Origin of the sequence: Marinifilum sp. RC60d5 (assembly GCF_052400665.1) — a bacterium.
Lineage (GTDB): Bacteria > Bacteroidota > Bacteroidia > Bacteroidales > Marinifilaceae > JBQTGK01.
This window is the reverse complement of record NZ_JBQTGK010000001.1, coordinates 893563-915285: the sequence shown is the minus strand read 5'-3', so window position 1 is coordinate 915285 and position 21723 is coordinate 893563. Positions and strand designations below refer to the sequence as shown.

Annotated in this window: 19 protein-coding genes and 2 tRNA genes; 9 read left to right on the top strand and 12 right to left on the bottom strand. The window is 34.0% G+C overall.

What is annotated here, in order from left to right; translation table 11 throughout:
* Window positions 1-54: 54 nt before the first annotated feature.
* The 4 genes from ACT3CE_RS03910 (at window position 55) to ACT3CE_RS03895 (ending at window position 3601) form a co-directional block, all read left to right on the top strand.
* Entirely contained in the window at window positions 55-651 is a 597-nt protein-coding gene (locus ACT3CE_RS03910) for a CvpA family protein (protein WP_444708449.1), read from the top strand.
* Window positions 651-1673, top strand: coding sequence for a DUF3667 domain-containing protein (locus ACT3CE_RS03905; protein ID WP_444708448.1), 1023 nt, complete (start codon window positions 651-653; stop codon window positions 1671-1673). The genes ACT3CE_RS03910 and ACT3CE_RS03905 overlap by 1 nt, the downstream gene beginning before the upstream one ends.
* 99 nt (window positions 1674-1772) lie before the next feature.
* Entirely contained in the window at window positions 1773-3065 is a 1293-nt protein-coding gene (gene tyrS / locus ACT3CE_RS03900; RefSeq protein ID WP_444708447.1) for a tyrosine--tRNA ligase, read from the top strand.
* Between the two features lie 74 nt (window positions 3066-3139).
* Window positions 3140-3601 carry a DUF4625 domain-containing protein gene (locus ACT3CE_RS03895; protein ID WP_444708446.1) on the top strand — a complete coding sequence of 154 codons (462 nt, stop codon included), beginning with the start codon at window positions 3140-3142 and terminating at the stop codon, window positions 3599-3601.
* Between the two features lie 48 nt (window positions 3602-3649).
* Here the strand turns inward: ACT3CE_RS03895 and ACT3CE_RS03890 are convergent, their stop codons facing one another.
* The 9 genes from ACT3CE_RS03890 to ACT3CE_RS03850 form a co-directional block, all read right to left on the bottom strand.
* The gene (locus tag ACT3CE_RS03890) at window positions 3650-4870 is read right to left on the bottom strand and encodes a GAF domain-containing SpoIIE family protein phosphatase (RefSeq protein ID WP_444708445.1); all 1221 of its coding nucleotides are present in this window, start codon (window positions 4868-4870) and stop codon (window positions 3650-3652) included.
* Between the two features lie 128 nt (window positions 4871-4998).
* Window positions 4999-5568 (bottom strand): elongation factor P, encoded by a 570-nt coding sequence (gene efp, locus ACT3CE_RS03885; protein WP_444708444.1) that lies wholly within the window; start codon window positions 5566-5568, stop codon window positions 4999-5001.
* A gap of 151 nt (window positions 5569-5719) precedes the next feature.
* On the bottom strand, window positions 5720-6481 hold the full coding sequence (locus ACT3CE_RS03880; RefSeq protein WP_444708443.1) for a DUF3108 domain-containing protein: 762 nt from the start codon (window positions 6479-6481) through the stop codon (window positions 5720-5722).
* Window positions 6482-6498: 17 nt separating this feature from the next.
* The gene (gene tsaB / locus ACT3CE_RS03875) at window positions 6499-7212 is read right to left on the bottom strand and encodes a tRNA (adenosine(37)-N6)-threonylcarbamoyltransferase complex dimerization subunit type 1 TsaB (RefSeq protein ID WP_444708442.1); all 714 of its coding nucleotides are present in this window, start codon (window positions 7210-7212) and stop codon (window positions 6499-6501) included.
* Between the two features lie 285 nt (window positions 7213-7497).
* Complete coding sequence (locus ACT3CE_RS03870) at window positions 7498-8859, bottom strand: TolC family protein (protein ID WP_444708441.1); 1362 nt, start codon at window positions 8857-8859, stop codon at window positions 7498-7500.
* A 96-nt stretch (window positions 8860-8955) separates the two neighbouring features.
* A complete protein-coding gene (locus ACT3CE_RS03865; RefSeq protein ID WP_444708440.1) occupies window positions 8956-10089 on the bottom strand; it encodes an efflux RND transporter periplasmic adaptor subunit in 1134 nt (377 codons plus the stop codon).
* Between the two features lie 37 nt (window positions 10090-10126).
* Window positions 10127-11377, bottom strand: a complete 1251-nt coding sequence (locus tag ACT3CE_RS03860) for an ABC transporter permease (RefSeq protein ID WP_444708439.1) — start codon at window positions 11375-11377, stop codon at window positions 10127-10129.
* A 27-nt stretch (window positions 11378-11404) separates the two neighbouring features.
* Window positions 11405-12658: an ABC transporter permease gene (locus ACT3CE_RS03855; protein ID WP_444708438.1), complete on the bottom strand. Its 1254-nt coding sequence runs from the start codon at window positions 12656-12658 to the stop codon at window positions 11405-11407.
* A gap of 22 nt (window positions 12659-12680) precedes the next feature.
* The gene (locus ACT3CE_RS03850; protein ID WP_444708437.1) at window positions 12681-13406 is read right to left on the bottom strand and encodes an ABC transporter ATP-binding protein; all 726 of its coding nucleotides are present in this window, start codon (window positions 13404-13406) and stop codon (window positions 12681-12683) included.
* 498 nt (window positions 13407-13904) lie between these two features.
* Here ACT3CE_RS03850 and ACT3CE_RS03845 point away from each other — a divergent pair, with 498 nt between their 5' ends.
* On the top strand, window positions 13905-15248 hold the full coding sequence (locus tag ACT3CE_RS03845) for a deoxyguanosinetriphosphate triphosphohydrolase (RefSeq protein WP_444708436.1): 1344 nt from the start codon (window positions 13905-13907) through the stop codon (window positions 15246-15248).
* 23 nt (window positions 15249-15271) lie between these two features.
* Window positions 15272-15796: a hypothetical protein gene (locus ACT3CE_RS03840; protein ID WP_444708435.1), complete on the top strand. Its 525-nt coding sequence runs from the start codon at window positions 15272-15274 to the stop codon at window positions 15794-15796.
* A gap of 231 nt (window positions 15797-16027) precedes the next feature.
* Here the strand turns inward: ACT3CE_RS03840 and ACT3CE_RS03835 are convergent, their stop codons facing one another.
* On the bottom strand, window positions 16028-16981 hold the full coding sequence (locus tag ACT3CE_RS03835) for a radical SAM protein (protein WP_444708434.1): 954 nt from the start codon (window positions 16979-16981) through the stop codon (window positions 16028-16030).
* A 372-nt stretch (window positions 16982-17353) separates the two neighbouring features.
* On the opposite strand from ACT3CE_RS03835, the gene ACT3CE_RS03830 reads away from it, so the two are divergent.
* Window positions 17354-17626, top strand: coding sequence for an acylphosphatase (locus tag ACT3CE_RS03830; protein ID WP_444708433.1), 273 nt, complete (start codon window positions 17354-17356; stop codon window positions 17624-17626).
* A 31-nt stretch (window positions 17627-17657) separates the two neighbouring features.
* On the opposite strand, the gene ACT3CE_RS03825 is transcribed toward ACT3CE_RS03830, so the two are convergent.
* Window positions 17658-17728, bottom strand: a tRNA-Gln gene (locus ACT3CE_RS03825).
* A gap of 155 nt (window positions 17729-17883) precedes the next feature.
* Between ACT3CE_RS03825 and ACT3CE_RS03820 the strand changes: the two genes are divergently transcribed.
* Complete coding sequence (locus tag ACT3CE_RS03820) at window positions 17884-18255, top strand: hypothetical protein (protein ID WP_444708432.1); 372 nt, start codon at window positions 17884-17886, stop codon at window positions 18253-18255.
* 130 nt (window positions 18256-18385) lie between these two features.
* Here the strand turns inward: ACT3CE_RS03820 and ACT3CE_RS03815 are convergent.
* Window positions 18386-18456: transfer RNA gene (locus ACT3CE_RS03815), tRNA-Gln, on the bottom strand.
* 167 nt (window positions 18457-18623) lie between these two features.
* Between ACT3CE_RS03815 and ACT3CE_RS03810 the strand changes: the two genes are divergently transcribed.
* The gene (locus ACT3CE_RS03810) at window positions 18624-21677 is read left to right on the top strand and encodes a protein O-mannosyl-transferase family (protein ID WP_444708431.1); all 3054 of its coding nucleotides are present in this window, start codon (window positions 18624-18626) and stop codon (window positions 21675-21677) included.
* The last annotated feature ends 46 nt before the right edge of the window (window positions 21678-21723 follow it).

Here is a 21723-nt window from a genome sequence, read left to right as displayed (position 1 = left end):
ATAACTAATTTTTAGGATGAAAATGCTCTTGAAGCGATCTAAATTATAGTAATTATGTTGTTTTTTATTATATTTGATGAACATTATACTAATGTTAACCCATACTCTATGAACATTCTGGATATTTTAATTGGACTACCACTTCTTTGGGCTATTTATAAAGGTTTTACCAAAGGCTTAATAATTGAGGTGGCAACTCTTTTGGCATTAATTTTAGGAATTTATGGCGCAATCCATTTTTCCGATTTTACAGCCGAATTTATTCAGCAAAAATTCGATTACGATTCTCAATATATGGGTTATATAGCCTTTGCAATTACTTTTTTACTGATTGTAGTCGTGTTAAACATACTTGGTAAAATATTAAACTCTTTGATAGAAGCTGTTGCATTAGGTGTGATTAATAGATTGTTGGGTGTTGTGTTTGGCTTATTTAAGGGAGCTATTATATTAAGTATTGTCGTATATTTTGTAAATTATCTCGATCAAAAATTAAATTTTATTCCTAAAGAGAAAAAGGAAAATAGCATTCTTTACGAACCTATGGTTATGATATCAGAAACGATGTTTGAATTGTTCGATTCCGACTTTAATGGGGCTACAGATAAAATAAAAGAAAAAGTTAAGGAGCAGATTCCATTGGAAGTGTAATGAAGCAGATTATTAAAAAGTATCTCGAAAAACTTCCCAAAAGAAAGAGTACTCATTTCGAAGGATTATGTCCCAATTGTGAGCATCCGGTTAATGGCAGTTATTGTTCTAATTGTGGCCAGTCAGTTAAAGATTTTCATCGGCCTTTTTTTAGTGTTGTTTCAGAATCTTTAGGAGATGCATTATCGCTTGATAATCGTCTTTTTCATACTCTGCTGCCTCTAATTGTTCGTCCGGGATTTATTACCAAAGAGTTTATGAAAGGACGTAGAGTTAGGTATACACCACCTTTTCGTTTGTATCTGTTTTTAACTTTTTTTGCTTTTTTATTACTTTCCCATAATCATAGGCCTGAAACCGAATCGCAAAAAAATATAACATTTCAGAATGGAGATGGAGAACAGGTTGAGGTGTTATCTTTTCTTGAAGAGGCAATATTGCAAGATAGTATTGAGGTTGATAGTTTGGATAAGAAAGCAAGATTAAAAGGAAATTTTTTTAATGTTGATTTTGATACAAAACCAGTAGTCGAAATGGATTCTATTCCTACATCAACCGAAAAAGCGGATAATAGTGATTTGTTGACTCAAAATAAGGCGATTAAGAACTTAATTGAAATGTGGCATCTGAATCCTGATTTACTGATTGACCTGGCCTTAAAAAAACTATCGCAGTTACTACTTGTTGTTTTGCCAGTATTTGCCTTGTTTTTAGCATTATTTTATATCCGAAGAAAGCGTTATTTACTAGAACATTTGTTGATTTCTCTTAACTTTCATTCATATATTTTTGTAATCGTAATTTTAAGCGAATTAATACTTCTTACACAAATAGAGGCTATCCGGCAATTTGCTTTTTACTTATATTTATTAATCCCGATACAGCTTTTCTTAACTTTGAAATTATTTTATCAACAGTCGTGGATTAAGACATTTGTTAAGTTTTTATTGTTGTCATTCATATATAATATCTTATTGATTTTGGGAATTTCATTGGCCCTTGCATCATTCGTTGCTGAATAGCTAAAATATAGAAGAAAATAAAATGGTAAATTTCTTATCTTTGCCATTTAAATACAAATTGATAATTAGATCCGTATCAGGAATAAAAATACAGAACACATGAATTTTATTGAAGAACTCCAATGGCGAGGCATGATTCACGATATGATGCCAGGAATAGAAGAACAACTTGCAAAAGAATTAACATCAGCGTATGTAGGAATCGATCCAACAGCGGATTCTTTACATATTGGTCACCTTGTGGGTGTAATGATGTTGAAACATTTTCAGGTTGCAGGTCACAAACCATTAGTTTTAGTGGGAGGAGCAACAGGAATGATTGGAGATCCATCAGGGAAATCGCAGGAAAGAAACTTGTTAGATGAAGAAACGCTTCGTCATAACCAGCAGTGTTTGCGTGCACAACTTTCAAAATTTATGGATTTTGATTCGGATGCCGAGAACGCAGCAGAAGTTGTAAACAACTACGATTGGATGAAAGATTTCTCATTTCTTGATTTTATTCGTGATATTGGTAAGCACATTACCGTTAATTACATGATGAGTAAGGATTCGGTAAAGAAAAGATTAAGTACCGATTCTAAATCTGGTATGTCTTTTACCGAGTTTACTTACCAATTGGTTCAGGGAACAGACTTTTTAGAGTTGTACCGTTCTAAGAATTGTAAGCTTCAAATGGGAGGATCCGATCAGTGGGGAAATATTACTACTGGAACCGAACTGATCAGAAGAAAAGAAGGCGGTACAGCCTGGGCAATTACTTGTCCGTTAATTACAAAAGCTGATGGAGGAAAATTTGGTAAAACCGAATCGGGAAATATTTGGTTAGATCCTAAGCGTACTTCTCCTTATAAATTTTACCAGTTTTGGTTGAATACTTCTGACGAAGATGCTGAGAAATACATTAAAATATTTACATTAATTTCTCACGATGAAATTGCAGCTTTAATTGAAGAGCACAAAGAGGCTCCACACATGAGAAAACTTCAGCAGCGTTTAGCGAAAGAAGTTACAACTATGATTCACTCCGAAGAAGATTACAATACAGCTGTTGAGGCTTCACAAATCTTATTCGGAAAATCGACTGCAGATGCTCTTAAAAAATTAGATGAAGATACTTTTTTGTCTGTTTTTGAGGGAGTGCCTCAGTTTAAAGTGGCAAAATCGGAATTCGAAGCTGGAGTAGATATTGTAGAATTACTTGCTGTTAAAGCAGAGGTTTTTCCATCGAAAGGTGAATTACGAAGATTATTTAAAGGTAACGCAATAAGTATTAACAAAGAAAAAGTACAAAATGCCGAGTTGCAAGTTACCAAAGAGCATTTAATTGCAGATAAATATCTTCTTGTTCAAAAGGGTAAAAAGAATTATTTTCTTGTGGTAGCTTGTTAATTTGCTGCTTATCACTTAATTTTAGAGGATAAAGTCAAAATAAAAAACCAAATCATAACCAAAAATCTAAACCTATGAAATTTTTAAAGTATGCCTTGCTAGTATTATTCGCTGCCGGAATGATGAGCTGTGGAGGCGGCGGAGGCGGCGATGACGATGAGCCCGAAGTAGATACAACAAAACCAGCAGTAACAATTTCAAGTCCTACGGCTACTACTATTGTTGATGCAGGGAGCAATTTACCTGTTAGTTTTACTGCAACAGATAACGTTGCTGTAAGTTCATATACATTAACAGTCGCTTATTCGGGAGCAAAATCTGTGAAAACAGTTGAGGAATTTGCTTTTAACAGTGCTTCAGATAGCGATGCTGATGGAAATGCATTACCAACTATTACAGGAACTAGTTCATCTGTTAGTTTTGAAATTGCAATTCCTGATAATGCTAAGCCAGCCATGTATAAGATGAGTATTGTTATTAAAGATTCATCTAACAATACGAATACCGCTAAGGAAGTTACATTCGAGATTCGATAAGACAGAATCATATATAAAAAAAAAGGATCGGTAAAACCGATCTTTTTTTTATGCTTTAAATTCTATGCCGAATAGTGAAATATCATCAACTACGGCTTTATTTTTCTTACCTAAGTTTATATGTCTTCTTAAATCAAAGAACGTATCCTGTAAGTTTTTTTGGTTAGAGAATAAGTTGGTGATAAATTGAACAGAAACTTCCATTTTTTCACCTCTCTCAAGTTCTACCAAACCATCGGTGTAGCACAAAAGTTTCGAGTGATTGCTTATTGTAATTTCTCCAATTGTAATTTTGGGGATCTCATCTAACATTCCTAAACCAATACAACCTTTTTTTAAATGAGTAGTTTCGTGGGTTTTAAAATTATATAAAAGTGGTGGATGATGACTTGCATTTATATATTTAAGTTTACGAGTTGTGTAGTTATACACACCGATAAAAAGAGTAAGAAATTTTTCATCGCTCGAGTTATCGCAAACTTTTTTGTTGAGTTTGTGCATGAGCTGATCCAAAGGAGTTTCTGGATTGAAAAGAGCTCGTAAAGTAGCCTGAAAGTTAGACATAATTAAGGCTGCCGGAATTCCTTTTCCTGAAACATCTCCAATACAAAAACCTAATTCCTGATTATTAAAATTAATAAAATCGTAATAATCGCCACCAATTTCAAAGTGTGGCTGGTAATATCCCTGTGTTGCAATGTACTGGTTTTGGGGTAATGAATTTTGGTTGGGAATTAGTATGTTTTGAATTTTAGAGGCTAGTTCCATTTCCTTTTTTAAAGCTTCCTGCGCAAGCAATTCTTTATACATTCTTTTATTCTCCATAGCAACAATTATAATGTTGGATATGGTTTGTATAAAGCTTAAATGTTTAATTGCTGGGCTCATTCCTTCCATTTCTTCATCGAAATCGCCAATTAGTATATAAGCTAGTACCGATGTTTTATGATGGACTGGAATTAAGAAATCGAAACTTTGTAAATGTTTAGGAAAATCAGTCGAGATATAAGTTATTTCGTTATAGCAGCTTAAATCTTTTTCTATTTTAATGTCGTTGATATAGGTGTCACTCACTCCTGAAACTAAAATAGTTTCCCATTTAGTGTTAAATTTGAAGACTGCGATTTTGCCAATCTTAAGCTCTTCAAGTAAAACATTTTCGTACTGTTTTAGAAGCTCTTCTATGGAAAAGTTCTCATTAATTGCCTGAGTAATCTTTAAAATCAGATTTAATTTAAACTTATTGTTGACGGCTTGCTGCTTAATCACTTTTTTAAGATTTGTAATTTCAAGTATTAGCTAAATTAGCAATTATCCATTTCATAATTGCCAGGGAGGTGTGGAAATAAAAAAAGGATTCCATTAAGAATCCTTTTTTTATGATGAATATACAGATATTAAGCTTTTACACGCTCAACATAGCTGTGATCTCTTGTATCAACTTTAATTATATCGCCGGTATTAATAAACAAAGGAACCATAACGGTTGCTCCGGTTTCAATAGTAGCTGGTTTTAACGAGTTGGTAGAAGAAGTATCACCTCTTAAACCTGGCTCGGTATAGGTAACTTCCATAATTACGTGTGCAGGTAGCTCAACGTACAAAGGAGTTTCTGTTTCTGCATGAAAAACAGCTTCTACAGTATCTCCTTCTTTTAGTAGGTCGGGAGCATTAAACAGGCTTTCTTCTAAAGCAATTTGTTCATAAGTTTCGGTATGCATTAGGTTGTAACCCATATCATCTTTGTAAAGAAACTGATGAGGACGTCTTTCAATTCTTGCAACATCAACTTTAACTCCTGAGTTAAAGGTATTGTCGATAATTTTTCCTGTTTTAACATTTTTCAATTTAGTTCTAACAAAAGCAGGACCTTTTCCTGGTTTTACGTGTTGAAATTGAATAATGGTATATAAGGCATCTTTGAAATGGATACACAAGCCATTTTTAAAATCTGCTGTACTTGCCATGATATAATGAATTAAATTTTATAATCGTTATAATAAATTTATTAAAGAAATATTTACCTCTAAGGCTTTGCAAAAGTAATTGAAACAATTTATAATCTGAAATATAATGTGCTTTTGTTTGAGTAATACAACGATAAGCGTTTTTAAAGACCTATTTGTTTATTAAAGAATTGATAGAAAAATTAGAGAAATTGGTTAAATCGCATCGAAGAGAACCTATAAATAAATCGAATTGAACACGAACGGGTATTTTATTGGCATCGGCCGAAACCCATATTTTCATATCGTCTTCATCTTTAAAAGCTCTTCCTGTTTGTACTATTGGTACAAATTTGTAGCATTTTATTTTACCAATTTTACTATCTATTGTTTCGTATCCCATAAAACGGAATTGTAATAAAAATTCTTCATCAGAGAAATAGGTATTTATTTTAATTATTTCTCCTTCCACCAAGTCTTTATTAAAATGGTATGCACGTGCATAGTAAAATGCCGATAGGATATCTTGTATTCCTTCGGGAACTTTTTTTACACCTGATCGGGTACTGGTAATTTCATTTTTATCTCGGTCGAAGCTTACTTCATTGTACCTTTTGTAACTGCCCTCCCGAATATCTCTTATTGCTTTTACGGGTAGTAATGTTTCCTTATCGAAATAGCTTTGATAAGTATCTTTTACTCGGTATAAAGAATTAAAAACACCTACTGTTTTACCGGTAAGAGTTGCATGATAAACTTCTTTATGGTTTATGATTTCGGTTTTTAATTTAAGGCTTGCTTTTCCTCCTCGCAAAAAACCATAGTGGATTACATATTTAAGGTTTTCTCCTTTGTCGGCCGATTTTGATGTGCCGGCAAGCGAGTTTATACTTAAAAAAAGTACCGAAATAATAATGAGAGTAAATCTAATCATACACAAAGGTTAAGTTCTTACTTAAAGATATTCTTTTTAGAAGTAGTAGCCACAAAATCTTTTAAATAAAAAGGTTCGAAATAAGCTACATCTTCGAATTTCATGTTCTGGAATTTTTGTTCAGCGAGTTCTATCATTCCAACTGCTGTTGTCGATACATTATCAATAAAGATGCCAGATTCACTTTTTATAATCTCTTTACATTTTGCTGCTCCGTCGCCAAAGAAAACAATTTCGCGCTCGCCAAGTGTTTCTTCAAAAGAGTTTTCGTCGATAATATCGGCCGAAATATCTTTTATTTGTTCGGTTTTAGAATTGTAAAAAGCGGTATAAACTTCCATTCTTCTGGCATCGATCATAGGACAGAAATAGGCTGTTTCAGGATTTTTTATCAGTAAAGAAATATCTTTTGTTTCTTGTACTGCTTTGGTCATCGATTCGAGTGTACTAATTGCAATTAGAGGTATGTTAGCTCCAAAACAAAGTCCTTTGGCTGTTGATACACCAATTCTTAAACCGGTATACGAACCTGGTCCCATACTTACGGCAATGCCATCTAAATCGGTCATGCTTAGTTCATTCTCCTTTAGTATATCCTGAATAAAAACAGTAAGATGACTGGCATGTTTCATGCCTTCTTTGTTCTCTTTAAGAGCCAAAAGCTTGCCGTCTTTTCCTAATGCAACCGAACAAACGGCTGTTGATGTTTCTATATTTAGTAGTAATGCCATATTTTTTAAATTATACTATTTCGTTATCAAATAGTTCTGCTGTGATATCCTTTCGATAAGTTGGATAAAATCATTGCAAAATAAATGATTATATGGGAAAAGTGAATGTAAACGGACCAATAAATTGCAATTTAGTTTGTTAGATCGGTTTTATTGATTGTGATATTCGAAATACTTTCCTCTGTTAGTAAGACATTTATTCCTTTGCCAACACGTATTGGTGATTGAAAAAACTCCCGACCGATATTGGCCGAGAGCTTCTAGAGTTGGTATAAATAAACTTGATTATAATTTTATTTCGATGCCATTGTAAAAGTCAAGAATCTTGGTTCTAAAAATGTATTCATATTTTGCTTGCAGTAGATTCGATTTTGCCTGGAAAAGGTTGTTTTTTTCCTGGTTATAGTCTACTGAATTCACTAATCCTAAATTAAATTTTTCTTCGGTGTATCTAAAAGCTTCTTCGGTTGAAGAAACAGCAGTTTCGCTCGAAAAATATTTATTCATAGCTGCTTTTGCATTTGCGTGTGCTTGCTGAATTTCTTTACGAAGAATATTTTTAGAATTCTCCATATTTAATTTATAGCGGTTAATGTTAATTTTTGCGTTTGCAATGTTTCTATTTACAGTTCCACCATTAAATATAGGTATCGATAAATTAAATCCGAATGCTTTGTTTTCACGATTAGATAACTGATCGCTTAACTTCATTTCTTCGCGGACAACTATGGGAGCGCCACTAGCATTAAAACCATATTCTGCAAAGTCTTTAGAGTAGCTCGATCCCCAATAACCCGACATAGATAAAGAAGGAGCTCTTTGGCCTTTTGCAATAATTAATCCTTTCTCCGAACTCTCTAGTCTGTATTTTGCAGCTTTCATTTCCGGACGAAATTCTAATGCATTAATAAAAACAGACTCAGGATCAATCATTGAGCGAGTAGCATTTAAAACGGGCAATTCAGGAATTTCAATATCGAAACTTTCCGGATTTTCGAGGTCGAGTAATTGTGCCAGATCCAATAGGTTTAAATCAAGATTATTGGTGGCATTTACAACCTCTAGTTCTTCGCGGGCAGCTTGAGCATTTTGTTCCATTAAAGTACCTTTGGGAAGAGTTCCTGCTTCAACTAAAATTTCACTTCTTTTAATTTGTAGTTGGGTTACCTTTAATTTTTCTTTAGCAATTTGTAATAACTCTTTGTTAAAAAGAATATTCAAATAACTAGAGGTAATGCTTAAAGCCATATCTTCTTTGGCCTTTTCAACATCTTGAAGACTTGCTTCGAGATCTAATTTATTTTGTTTGATAGAATTTTGTTTCTGAAAGCCATTAAATAGTGACAAACTTGCAGAAATACCTAAAGAACCACTTTGAGTATTAATATCACCATAAGTATTGTCGGCCCTAAGAGTTCTACCATAACTAAAATTATAACTCGAATTACCATTTACACTTGGTAAAAGGTCTAGTTTCGATTGTGCCGCATTGTTGGCCTGAACTTCAGCATCGAGTTTGCGAATTTGAAGGTCAATATTGTGTTCTTTTGCATGGTTGATACACTTTTCTAAACTCCATTTTTCCTGCGCATTTACCGCAGCAAGTGAAAGAATAATAACAACTAGCGTGAATAAAGTTTTTTTCATGTTTTTCTATTTATTGATCCGTTAAATGGGATTCAATTTTAAAAGAAATATTTGGTCTTATAAAAATGAGCATTAAATATATGAATGCAAAGAAGTTTATTTTTGTTCCTTCTTTTTCTTATTTTCTTTTATTTGATCAGATTTTTTCTTTTTCTCTCCCTTAAGCTTATCATCCTTGGTAATTCCATCTAATACTTCTATGTTAATACCATCCGATAATCCGGTTTTAATATATCTTTTCTCGAATTTTTGAGATGATGTTTCAACCTCAACAAAAGTTGAATCGTTCTCAAACTCAAGTAAGCTTTCGTTTACAGCAAGCACTTGTTCTCTTTTGTCGAGTACAATTTCGGCATTGGCACTATATCCCGAACGGATAAAGTATTTGTCGTTAAGTTTAACCGATGCTTTAATTTCGAACTGAATAGCACCATTTTCTTCTACTCCTTTTGGAGAGATATATTCAAGATGAGCGTCGAATTTTACATCTTCAATAGCACCAATGGTAAGTTCCAGATTCATGCCTTGAGTAATTTTGCCTACTTCGGTTTCGTCAACTTTTCCCTGGAAAATCATTTCGCCCATATCAGCAACAATGGCTACAGTTGATCCATCGTTAAAAGTATTACTCTGAATTACCGAGTTACCTTCCTTTATAGGAATATCCAGTATCATCCCCTCAATAGTGGAACGAATAATTGTATTTGTTGCATTTGCCGAACTTTTAGTAACACCTTCCTTAATTAACTGTAAATTATCTTTTGCCGACTGAAGTTCTTCGCGATAATTTCGGAAAGACAATTGTGTTTTTTGAAAATCGGCTTCGGAGATAACTTTCTTTTCGAAAAGTGATTTGTCTCTGTTGTAGTTTATTTCGGCATCTTCGAAGTTAATTTTGGCTACGTTTACTCTCGACTCGGCGCTATTTAAATTAATCATATCAGGAATAATCTTAATTTTAGCGATAGGATCGCCTTTTTTTAGCATCTCGCCGGCTTCGACATATAGTTTTTCAATAATCCCCGAAACTCCCTGCGGTTTAATTTCAATTTCTTTTCTTGGTACAACCGATCCTGTGGCTACAGTTTTTTTAAGGATATCTGTTATTTCTGGAGATTTAATATTATAAACCTCTGGTTGATCCTGCGATTTTTTGTATAAGAGAAATATGGTTCCTACAAAAAGGAGGATGAAAAATACAAGCAATACAATTCTAAAGACTTTTTTCATGACTAGTATTATTTTCGGATTATGAATTATTTTTTATCTATTCGTATCTTAAAGCATCAACGGGCTTAATTTTTATGGCTCTTTGCGCAGGAAGTAATCCGGCCAGAACACCAAAAAAGACTAAAACACCAAGTGCTATAAATGCAACATTAATATCAACATAAGGATTTAAAATTTGAGCATCTGGATTTCCTTCGGTAGCTTTTCCAATTAGTTCTACAATTACAACTCCAATTACCAAACCCCAAAATCCGGCAAAGGTGGTTAGGAAAACCGATTCGTTAATAATTTGTCCAACCACAGAAAGAGGTTTGGCGCCAATGGCTCTTTTTATACCTAATTCTCTTGTTCGCTCTTTAACTACAACGTGCATAATATTACTTACTCCAATTACACCGGTTATTAGTACACCAAAACCAATTACCCAAAACAAAAATCCTATACTATTGAACAAACCAAATATTTTATTAAAAAGTTTGGCAATATTAAAGTTTCCTATCGCTTGGGTATCATCGGGGTGAATGGAGTGTCGGCGAGCAAGTATTTTAAATATTTTATTTTGTAGTTCGTCGACCGATTCGCCTACCCGTGCAGTTGCAATAAAAGAGTAGAACTTATCGCCATAATTATACAGCTGTTGTACGGTTGTAAAAGGCATTTGAATAACATCGTCTCGGTTTCCCATGTTACGACTTAATGGTTTAACTGTGCCCACAATTTTAAAATAAATTCCGTTTACTTTAAGATATTGTCCAATTGGATCTTCGTCTTCGTCGAACATTAGTTCCTGAACACGAGGTCCTATTGTAATTACTTTTCGAAATTCTTTAAGGTCGTTTTCATTAATAAATCTACCTTCTGTAACATCAACAGGATTAACCATATTCATTGCCGGAGAAGTTCCCTTTACTCTAAAATTACCTTTTTTATCTTTTCTAAAGGTGTTGTTTGTTGCACTTCCGCTCCAACCATTAATGTCGGGAGCAATGTGCTCCAATTCGGGAATTGATCTTTTTAAGGCAACTAAATCGTCGTTGGTAAAACGGTAAAATCTATTTCGTGGTAAACCTTTATATGGTTTGGTCGTTCTTTCTACCCAAAAAACTGTTGAGTTGGTAGCAAAGTTTCCCAGCGAGGATTGTATGTTGTTTTGAAATCCTCGTCCTATGCCCAGTAAGGTTACCAAAATAAGGATACCAAACATTACACCTAATCCGGTAAGTATGGTTCTTAGCTTATTTTGTTTTAGGGCGGCAGTAATTTCTTGCCATTTATCTAAATCGAACATTGTAATGTCGTTTAATTAGTCATTTAATTATTCGTCTCTTAATGCTTCTATTGGTCGAATAGAGGCAGCTTTTCGAGCAGGGAAAAATCCAGCTAATGCTCCTGTTATAACCAGAACAATGGTTGCACCTACGGCTATTCCTAAATCTACCTGAGGATTTAAGAAATAGATTGCTGCTGGCGGATATATTTTATAAATAAGATCGAAGTAGTTGATTAATTCGAGTAAACCAACACCTGCAATAAGTCCAAAATATCCCGAAACTGCAGTAATAAATATTGCTTCCATTAGTATTAAGCTAACTACCGAACGGGGCGAAGCTCCAATTGCTTTTCTAATCCCAATTTCTTTGGTTCTTTCGCGCACAACAATCATCATAATATTAAAAACGCCAATAACTCCAAGTACAATTGTAAATGTTCCTATTACCCATACAAACATTTCTATGGCACTAAAAAGAGAGGCAAAGGTTTTTGAGTTTTCTATATTATTCTGAATCCAAAGTGCATTTTTATCTTCGCGGCTAAATTGATGTTGTTCGGCCATTTTATAGGTAATCTGCCTTTCAATATCTTTACTTTCTTCAACCGAAAGATCGTTTAGGGTAAAAGAAATTCGCTGCAGGTAATCGTTGTTATTAAATATTTTTTGTGCTACTGTTATTGGAATGTAAATATCTCGTGAATTATCGTCGAAACTCTTCTGGTGAAATACTCCTATTACCTTAAATTTAATATCGTTGATATTAATAAGCTTGTTAATTGCAGTTTCGTTAGGAAAAAGAACTTTTTTAACTTCATCCTGAATAGCAACAACTTTTCGATATTCTTTTAGGTCGTTTTGGTTTAGGAATCGTCCTTTCAGAATTTCAAAATTTTTAATTTCCTTATAGGTATCATGAACGGGTGAAACATTAAAGTTTCCAAAGTTATTTTTGTACGATATTGTTTCGGCACCTGGAATATAAGACATTGCCGAAATCACATCTAGTTTTTCAATTGACTTTTTAAGGGTTAAGAAATCAGCATTAACCATTTGAATACGTTTTCCTTCGGGTGTTCCTTTGTATGCTTTGGTTGTACGGCCACCATAAATTTGCATACTATTGGTTGCATCCTGAGAAAAAGTAGAGATCATGCCATTTCGCAATCCTCTTCCTGCGCCCAAAAGAAAAATTAACATGAAAATTCCTGTTGCAACCGAAAAACCGGTTAGCACAGTTCTGGTTTTATTTTTTCTTATTGTGCTAAATATTTCTTGCCATTTATCTCTGTCAAACATAGCTTGATATTAGGGTTCTTTTTTAGGCTTCCTTTTCAGGGATATTTATTGATGATAGAGAATCGCTTGGTTCATTATTGGTAATAATCGATTCAATTCTACCATCTTTCAGGTTGATAATTCTGTCGGTCATGTGAGCAATGTCATTTTCGTGGGTTACGATAATAACGGTAATTCCCGATCGGTTAATTTCTTTTAAAAGGTCCATAACTTCAACTGAAGTAGCTGAGTCGAGAGCACCTGTAGGCTCATCGGCCAATATTATTTTTGGTTTGGTAATAATAGCGCGAGCAATGGCGACTCTTTGCTTTTGTCCGCCCGAAAGTTCGTTTGGCATGTGGTGAGCCCATTCTTTTAATCCCATTTTATCAAGATATTCAAGTGCCAGATTATTTCTTTTCTTGCGGGGCATTTTTTTATAATATAGCGGAAGTGCTACATTTTCCATTGCATTTTTAAAGGTGATAAGATTAAACGACTGAAATACAAAACCCAATAAATCGTTTCGAAGTTTAGCCGCTTTTGTTTCGCTCATGGCTTTTATTTCTTCGTTATTTAGCTTATAAACTCCTTCGTCGTGATTATCGAGAAGACCTAAAATATTTAAAAGTGTTGATTTACCAGAACCTGAAGATCCCATAATGGATAGCAGTTCTCCTTCTTTTATATGTAAGTCAATTCCTTTAAGCACATGTAGCTTATTGGTTCCCGTAATGTACGATTTATGAATGTTTTGTAATCGGATCATAATATAGTCGTATTAAAAATATCTGTATACAATATTAATTTTATGCATCTAAAGCTCAAATTTATTTAGATCAACGTGCTTATTATTCGATAAACCACTAAAATAAACTGATAAGGTCGATTAGAATCTCATAAAATTAAGAAAGAAAATCTTTGCACCAAATTATTTTTGTAAAATCAATTGTTGTGCCATAGCTTTAAATGCGCAGTATATCAGCAATATATATAATTATTTTGTTTATTTAACTTGTTTATTGTGTACGCTGATATTACAATAGGTGTACGATAATGTACAGTTTGATTTTATTTTACCCAAAAATAAAATTAAGTTAATAAAAAAGAATAGTTTTTATATTCTAATTGTAGAAAATATAGTTTAAATATGTTAATATTTATTAAGGTAAAAGTACATCCACATATTTTTAATGTATTTTTAAGGCTCAAAATAAATTCCTTTCCTCTTGTATTAAAATGAGGAGTGGTTTTCGAATTTTAAAATATGAATTGGATAAATTTACTTTCAACCAAGAGGTTTGGACAAGAAGATAAACACTCTCCTAATAACGAAGATGTTAGAACCCAGTTTCAGCGTGATTACGATCGTTTAATATTTTCTTCACCTTTTAGGCGATTACAAAATAAAACACAGGTTTTTCCTTTACCAGGAAGTATTTTTGTTCATAACAGATTAACTCATAGTCTTGAAGTTTCGAGCGTAGGACGATCCTTAGGTAATTCTTTGGCCGAAAAACTGATAGAGAGAAATTTGGTTGATCCCGATAAGGGTATTAAAGAAATTGGCAGTATTGTTGCCGCAGCTTGTTTGGCTCACGATTTGGGTAATCCGCCTTTCGGACATTCTGGAGAAAAGGCTTTGTCGTATTATTTTGAAAAAGGAAAAGGAGGTGAGCTTAAAAATAAGTTTACAAAAGAGGAATGGTTCGATTTAACTCATTTTGAAGGAAATGCAAATGCTCTGCGATTGTTAACTCATGCGTTTAAAGGAAGACGAAGTGGGGGATTTGCTCTTACTTATTCTACTATTGCATCTATTGTAAAGTATCCATGGGAGTCGAATAAAATACCCGAAGTTAGAAAGCAAAAATATGGTTTTTTCCAGACCGAAAAACATGATTATTTTAAAATTGCAAACGAACTTGGAATTCCCGAAGTAGAACCTGGAATTTTTGCTCGTTTTCCTTTGGTATATTTAGTAGAGGCAGCCGACGATATCTGTTATCAGATTATGGATATTGAAGATGCTCATAAGTTAAATATATTGAGTACTGAGGAAACAAAGGACTTATTGTTAGGTTTTTATCATCCGAAAAAGGATAAAGTTTCCTTAGATAAAATTAACGAAACATGCATAGAGGTAACCGATGTTAATGAGCAGATTGCTTATATAAGGGCGGGTGTTATTGGAAAAATGGTTGGCGAATGTGTAGCTGTTTTTTTGAATAATTATGATGATATATTAAAAGGGAAATTTAAAGGAACACTTATAAAGAAAATGAGTGAAACTTGTTTGCAGGCTTATAAAAAATGTTCAAAAGTTGCCATTGATAGAATTTATAAACATCGTTCGGTTATTGAAATAGAATTGGCAGGATACAAAATTTTAGGAACACTATTAGAGGAATTTGTTTCTGCGGTTATGAATCCGGATGATTTTTATTCTAAAAACTTACTGTTTTTAATTCCTGAACAGTACGAAATTAAAGGCGATTCGGATTACGAAAAACTTATGTCGGTTATGGATTTTGTATCGGGAATGACTGATGTGTTTGCACTGGATTTATACCGAAAAATTAAAGGAATTGAACTTCCCGGAATTAGTTGATTTATAGTTGAAAATAATAGTTCATGAGAAAATTAATATATGTAGCAGTGATAATTTTATTATCCAATGCTTCGCTTTTAGCACAAATAAGTTGGGAAACTATAAATTCTGAGAAATCAAAAATTAGTTTTGAATTGCCCGGAGAACCAATTGTGCAGAACAAACAGCTTAGTAATATTTTAATTCAAGTATACAGTTACAAGGATGCCACTAGTGTGTATGGAATTGTAGCTTCAGATTTTACAAAGCTAGAGCTCGATTTTAGCTATTCTGACCCAACAGAATATTACGAAGAAATGAAAGCTGGCAGTCTAGTGTCGGGAGATGCGATTTTAGTATCTGAACAAGCTGTGGCCTATCAAAAAATGCTTGGAAAAGAAATTGTTTACACTCAATTGGTTGGTCGTCATGAATATACTTATTATAAGCGTTTCTTTTTTCGTGGAAAATACATTTATCAAATTGCTATTGGCGGCCCTTCGAGAATGAAGAAAATTCTAATTGACAAAAAGAATTTATACTTTAATTCTCTTGTTTTTACCAACTGATTTTTAATTTATATACACAAGAATAAGGAAAAGTTACGTAATTGTAAACTCATATTACGTAATTATTAAGTTTGATGTATTCTGCTTGAAAGTTATCTATATTCCTTGTAAATTTAGTTTAGTAATTCTAATTAAAACGTCAAGGGAAATGAAACTATTCAGAAAAATTAAAGAACTGCTGTTTACTGCAGACGAAGATTTTGTTGTTGTGGATTTAAATACAAAAATGATTCAATCCATGAACATGAAAAATTGGAATCGTATTAAGAATAAGAAAAATTTTATGGTTATAAAGTAAGTTTTTATTCTATAACCCCTCATCCATTCCGGTCGTAATTTCGCATTTGCAGGATCATCTAAAACTCTATTAATACGAGAAAGCATTTCTTCTTTATCGCGGGGGAAATTGCCACGCAGAACCAAATAGTTGGAGGCATGATCGCTTCGAAAAACAGTTTGGGATAATTCCAGTTTTTCGATAAATACTTTCAATTCAGCAATCAGTTCAATGGTGTTGAGTGGAATGAACTCTCCATCGAATTTTTTTATGAAATGTTCTTCGCCATAAGGATAGCTTAGAACGAGGGTTGATAGAAATTCGGGTTGTATTTCGTTGATTACTTTTGCAGAATTGATGGCATGTTGGTGGGAGTAGTTTTTACCGCCCAAGCCATTTAAAATCATTACCGATAGTTTGATTCCTGCTTTTCGTGCTCGTTGAAGCGCCTTGCTGGTACTATTAAAGTTTTCTCCTTTGTTAATTCTACCTAGTAATTCATCATCGCCCGATTCAATTCCCACGTAGAGTAATTTGAGTCCTTTCGCTGCTAAAGCTTGCAATTCTTCATCTGTTTTGGCTTCAATGTCTTTTGCAATTGCATAGGCCGAAATTCGTGTTAAGCGGGGAAATGTTTCATTTAGTTTATCCAATATCCGCGAAAGCCTTTCGAATGAGAGTACCATAGCATTGCCATCGGCTAAAAATACTTTTCGGTAATGGTTCGAATATGGCGACATAGATTCGATATCGGTAAAAATATCTTCCTCATTACGAGCTCTAAATTGTTTGCTGCTGTACATTTCGCAAAAAGCGCATTTGTTCCATGCACACCCTAAGGTTGCTTGGATAATTAAGGAATGTGCCTCGCTAGGTGGGCGAAATAATGGTTCGTGGTAGTTGATCATGAGGCAAAAATAATCAAGTTCAAAGTAAAAAGTATAAAGTTTGATGTGAAAAAATTACAAGTTCCAAGTATCAAGCTTCAAGTACAAAATAACAAGTAGCTTTCTCCCTTTTTAGGGGAGATGCCGACAGGCAGAGGGGTGTTGATGGATTCAAGCTCCAAGTCTCAAGTACAAAATCCCAAAAATCAAATTCCAAAAACAAAGATCCAACACAAGATTATTGCATAATATTTGTTGCCTGCTATAGCTGGCAGCTTAGAATAGATCATGCTCAAAATATCAAGTTTTGAACTCACGATTTCTTACAATTACTAATTTATAATTTTTTATTCGTCATTGTTTATTTCCTATATTGTGAAAAATCAAAACAAAATGGCTGAGAAATCAGTAAGCATAACAGTATACGGCAAAGTGCAAGGAGTTGGCTTTCGATATCATACTCGTAAGGCAGCGCAGCGTTTTGGTGTAAATGGTTTTGTAAAGAATCAGGTAGATGGTACGGTTTATGTAGAGGCTGAAGGGGAAGAACTGGCTGTTGATCTGTTTTGTGATTGGTGTAGAAATGGTCCGGATTGGGCTCGGGTAACAGATGTTAATATCCAAAATCAGCCTATTGTAGGATATGTTGGATTTGTTAGTAAATAAAAAAAGCTCCCGATAAAATCAGAAGCTTTTGTTGTCCCACAAGGACTCGAACCTTGAATGCCTGTACCAAAAACAGGTGTGTTACCATTACACCATGGGACAATTGTTGTAGTCGTTTTTTGACTAAGACGTTGCAAATATAGTAGAAATATTTATTCCCCAAAACTAAAAATTGTAAAAATTTAGTAAAGTGTATTGTTTAGTTGTATTAGAGAATTTGTAATGATTCTGATTGTCAATTTGAAAGGAAATGGAAGATGGAAGAAAAAAAAATAGAATCTTTAACAGGAAAGTGGATTTATGAAGAGGATTATGGGTATGGAACTGCTCAGGGCGAACTTTTATTGACTCAAAAAGGCAGAAAATTGAGCGGGAAAATAATTTTTTCCGAAAATGTAGAATCTTCCGATACTTTTATGATTCAGGAGATAATTGAAGGGGAAATAATTCAGAATAGAATAAAAATAAAAGCTATTGAATATGATATTATTCACTCTGATTATGAAATTAGATATGAATTAGATTCCTGGGATGGGATGCTGATTAACGAAACAACAATAGAAGGTGAAAGTATCGATAATCAGGGAATAGCCGGTAGTTTTCGATTTTCGAAATTGACAACTGATTAGCGGTAAGCTTTTTAGTTGGAAAGTGAATAAGGAAAGCAGGAGTATAGTTAATGAGAATTAAATAAAATATTTAAGATCAATATTTACTAAAAAAAGAAAAGCTCCGAAACGAATTTCGAAGCTTTTTGTGTTGACCTATAAGGACTCGAACCTTAAATGCCTGTACCAAAAACAGGTGTGTTACCATTACACCATAGGTCAATCAAGATGCCTTTTCTCAAAGGCTCTGCAAATGTAGTAATTTTTTTTTGTGTGCAAACAAAAAGAAGAAATTTTTCCTAAGTAATTCGCAGTATACACTGAATTTTAACTATTTTCGTTCAGATTATTTTTTAATATATCAATAGAAAAACAAAAATACACACAAGATGAAGTCGAATTACAGATTGGTTAATAATGTGTTAGGTTGGGTAGCTTTTATTATTGCGGCCATTACATACTTGTTAACGATTGAACCTACAGCCAGTTTATGGGATTGTGGTGAATTTATTACTACAGCATACGGATTGGAAGTTGGTCATCCTCCGGGAGCACCTTTATTTATGATTATGGCACGATTTTTTGCTTTGTTTGCACCCAGTCCGGCGCAGGCTGCTTTAATGGTGAATGTAATGTCGGCTCTGGCTTCTGCCTTTACAATACTATTTTTATTCTGGACCATTACACATTTGGCTAAAAAAATTGTCGGTAATGAAACAGAACTTACCAAAGCGAATTTATTCGCAGTAATGGGCACCGGTTTGGTTGGTGCTTTGGCCTATACTTTTTCAGATACTTTTTGGTTTTCGGCAGTTGAGGGAGAGGTTTATGCTTCATCATCCTTATTTACTGCGGTAGTTTTTTGGGCAATACTAAAATGGGAAGATGTAGCTCATGAAAAAAATTCGAATCGCTGGCTTATTTTAATTGCTTATTTAATGGGGCTATCAATTGGAGTTCACCTGTTAAATTTATTGGCAATTCCGGCTATTGTTTTTGTGTATTACTTTAAGAAATATGAGCCTACTCGTAATGGAATTATTGGAGCAGCAGTACTTTCGGTGTCCATATTGGCAACAATTATGTATGGAATTATCCCTGGTGTTGTAAAAGTAGCTTCATGGTTCGAATTACTGTTTGTCAATGGCTTTGGTTTGCCTTACAATACAGGAGTAATGGTTTATGCAATACTTGTAATATCTGCTGTTGTTTGGGCAATTAATTATTCCATTAAAAAGAACATGGTGATTTTAAATACCATACTTACAGCTTTTGTAGTGATTGTAATTGGATATTCGTCTTTTGCAATGATTGTAATTCGATCATCGGCAAATCCACCAATGGATGAGAATAATCCGGATAATGTATTTGCTCTTTTATCTTATTTAAATCGTGAACAATATGGCGATCGTCCTTTATTGTATGGTGAATATTATAATGCTCCAGCTATCGATTTGGTTGAGACTAAGCCTAATTATATTCAAAAAAACGGGAAATATGTGATTGCTTCCAGAAAACAGCAATATAAATTCGATTCAAGATTCGAAACCATTTTTCCCCGAATGTATAGTTCAAGAGATAATCATGTAAGGCAATACGAATCATGGGGAGGAGTTAAAAAAGATAACCCTGTTACCCTGGGAAATGGCGAAGTGGTTTACAAACCTAGTTTTGGCTCTAATTTGAAATTCTTTTTCAATTATCAAATTGGGCACATGTATTGGCGATATTTTATGTGGAATTTTGCTGGTCGACAAAATGATATTCAAGGTCATGGCGGAATTTTAAATGGAAACTGGATTTCGGGAATCGATTTTATCGACGAAATGAAAGTTGGAAATCAGGATAAGTTATATCCAGAATTAAAAAATAAGAAATCGAGAAATACATATTTTCTCTTGCCATTTATTTTAGGGCTTATTGGTTTAATCTATCAGTTTAGATCGGGAAAGCAAGGCAAGCAGGATTTTACAGTAGTAATGTTACTGTTTCTACTAACGGGATTGGCTATTGTAGTGTATTTAAATCAGTATCCATATCAGCCTCGTGAGCGTGATTATGCGTATGCAGGATCGTTCTATGCTTTTGCAATTTGGATTGGATTTGGAGTTATGGGCTTGTATCAGTCATTAAAAAAATACATGCCAGATCTTGTTACTGCAGGATTGGTTACAGGTATTTGTTTGATCGCAGTTCCTGGTTTAATGGCTCAGCAAAACTGGGATGATCACGATCGTTCGGGAAGGTATGCTACATTAGCTTATGCTAAGGATTATCTAAATTCTTGTGCTCCCGATGCCATTTTATTTACCTATGGTGATAATGATACTTTCCCTCTTTGGTACGCTCAGGAAGTAGAAGGAATTCGCCGCGATATTCGGATTGTCAATTTGAGTCTTTTAGCTGGCGATTGGTACATAAACCAAATGCGAATGAAAGCTTACGATTCGGATCCTATACCAATGACAATGGGACCTGAAAAAATTGAGCCCGGAGTTCGCGATCAGGTACCTATTATTGAGCGCTTTAAAAAAGCTCAGGATTTGGGTCAGATGATAGATTTTGTTGCTAGCGATTCTGTGATATCAAGAGTTGAAATGCAAACCGGTAGAAAGTTGGATTTTTTCCCTGGAAAAAGTGTTTATGTGCCAGTTGATTCGGCAAAAGTTGTTGCAAACGGAACGGTACGTCCCGAGGATGCTCATTTAATTGTGGATAGATTGGAGTGGAAGCTTAAGCGAAACTATTTGTATAAAAATGATATTATGGTTTATGATATTATTGCCAGTAACAAATGGGAGCGACCAATATATTTTTCTGTCGGAATGGGCATAAGCAGCTTTTTAGGAATGGAAGATTATTTTCAGCTTGAAGGTGCAGCATATCGTTTGGTGCCAATAAAAACAAAAACCGAAGGAATGGAAATTGGTAGAATAAACAGCGATGTACTCTATGATAACTTTATGAATAAGTTTGAGTTTGGTAGAATTAAAGAAAAGGATGTATATGTAGATCAGTTTCATATTCTCACTTTAAATATCATGTCGTTTCGTTCTAATTATAGCCGATTAGCAAGTAAACTAAACGATGAGGGGAAAAATGAAAAAGCAGTAAAAGTGCTTGATCGATGTATGGAAGAATTGCCAGCTCCTAAGATTCCTTACGATAATAGCTTAATTGGTTTTATTCAGGAATATTATAGAGCAGGAGCAACTGAAAAAGCCAATAAGTTACTTACTGATATGGCTCAGCAATCGCACGATAAACTAAATTATTATTTCTCTCTACAGCCTGCCTTAGGAAATAGTTTCCGTATGGAGCAGGAGCGTGAAATAAGAGTTGTTCAAATGTTACTCGGATTAGCTGATATGGGAGAACAAACCAAATTGAAAGAAGAAACTCAGCAAAAGTTTGAATTCTTGTTTAAATCGTATCGAGAATAGAACTTTTAAGAAAATATTTTTCCAATGGCCATCTAATTGCAGATGG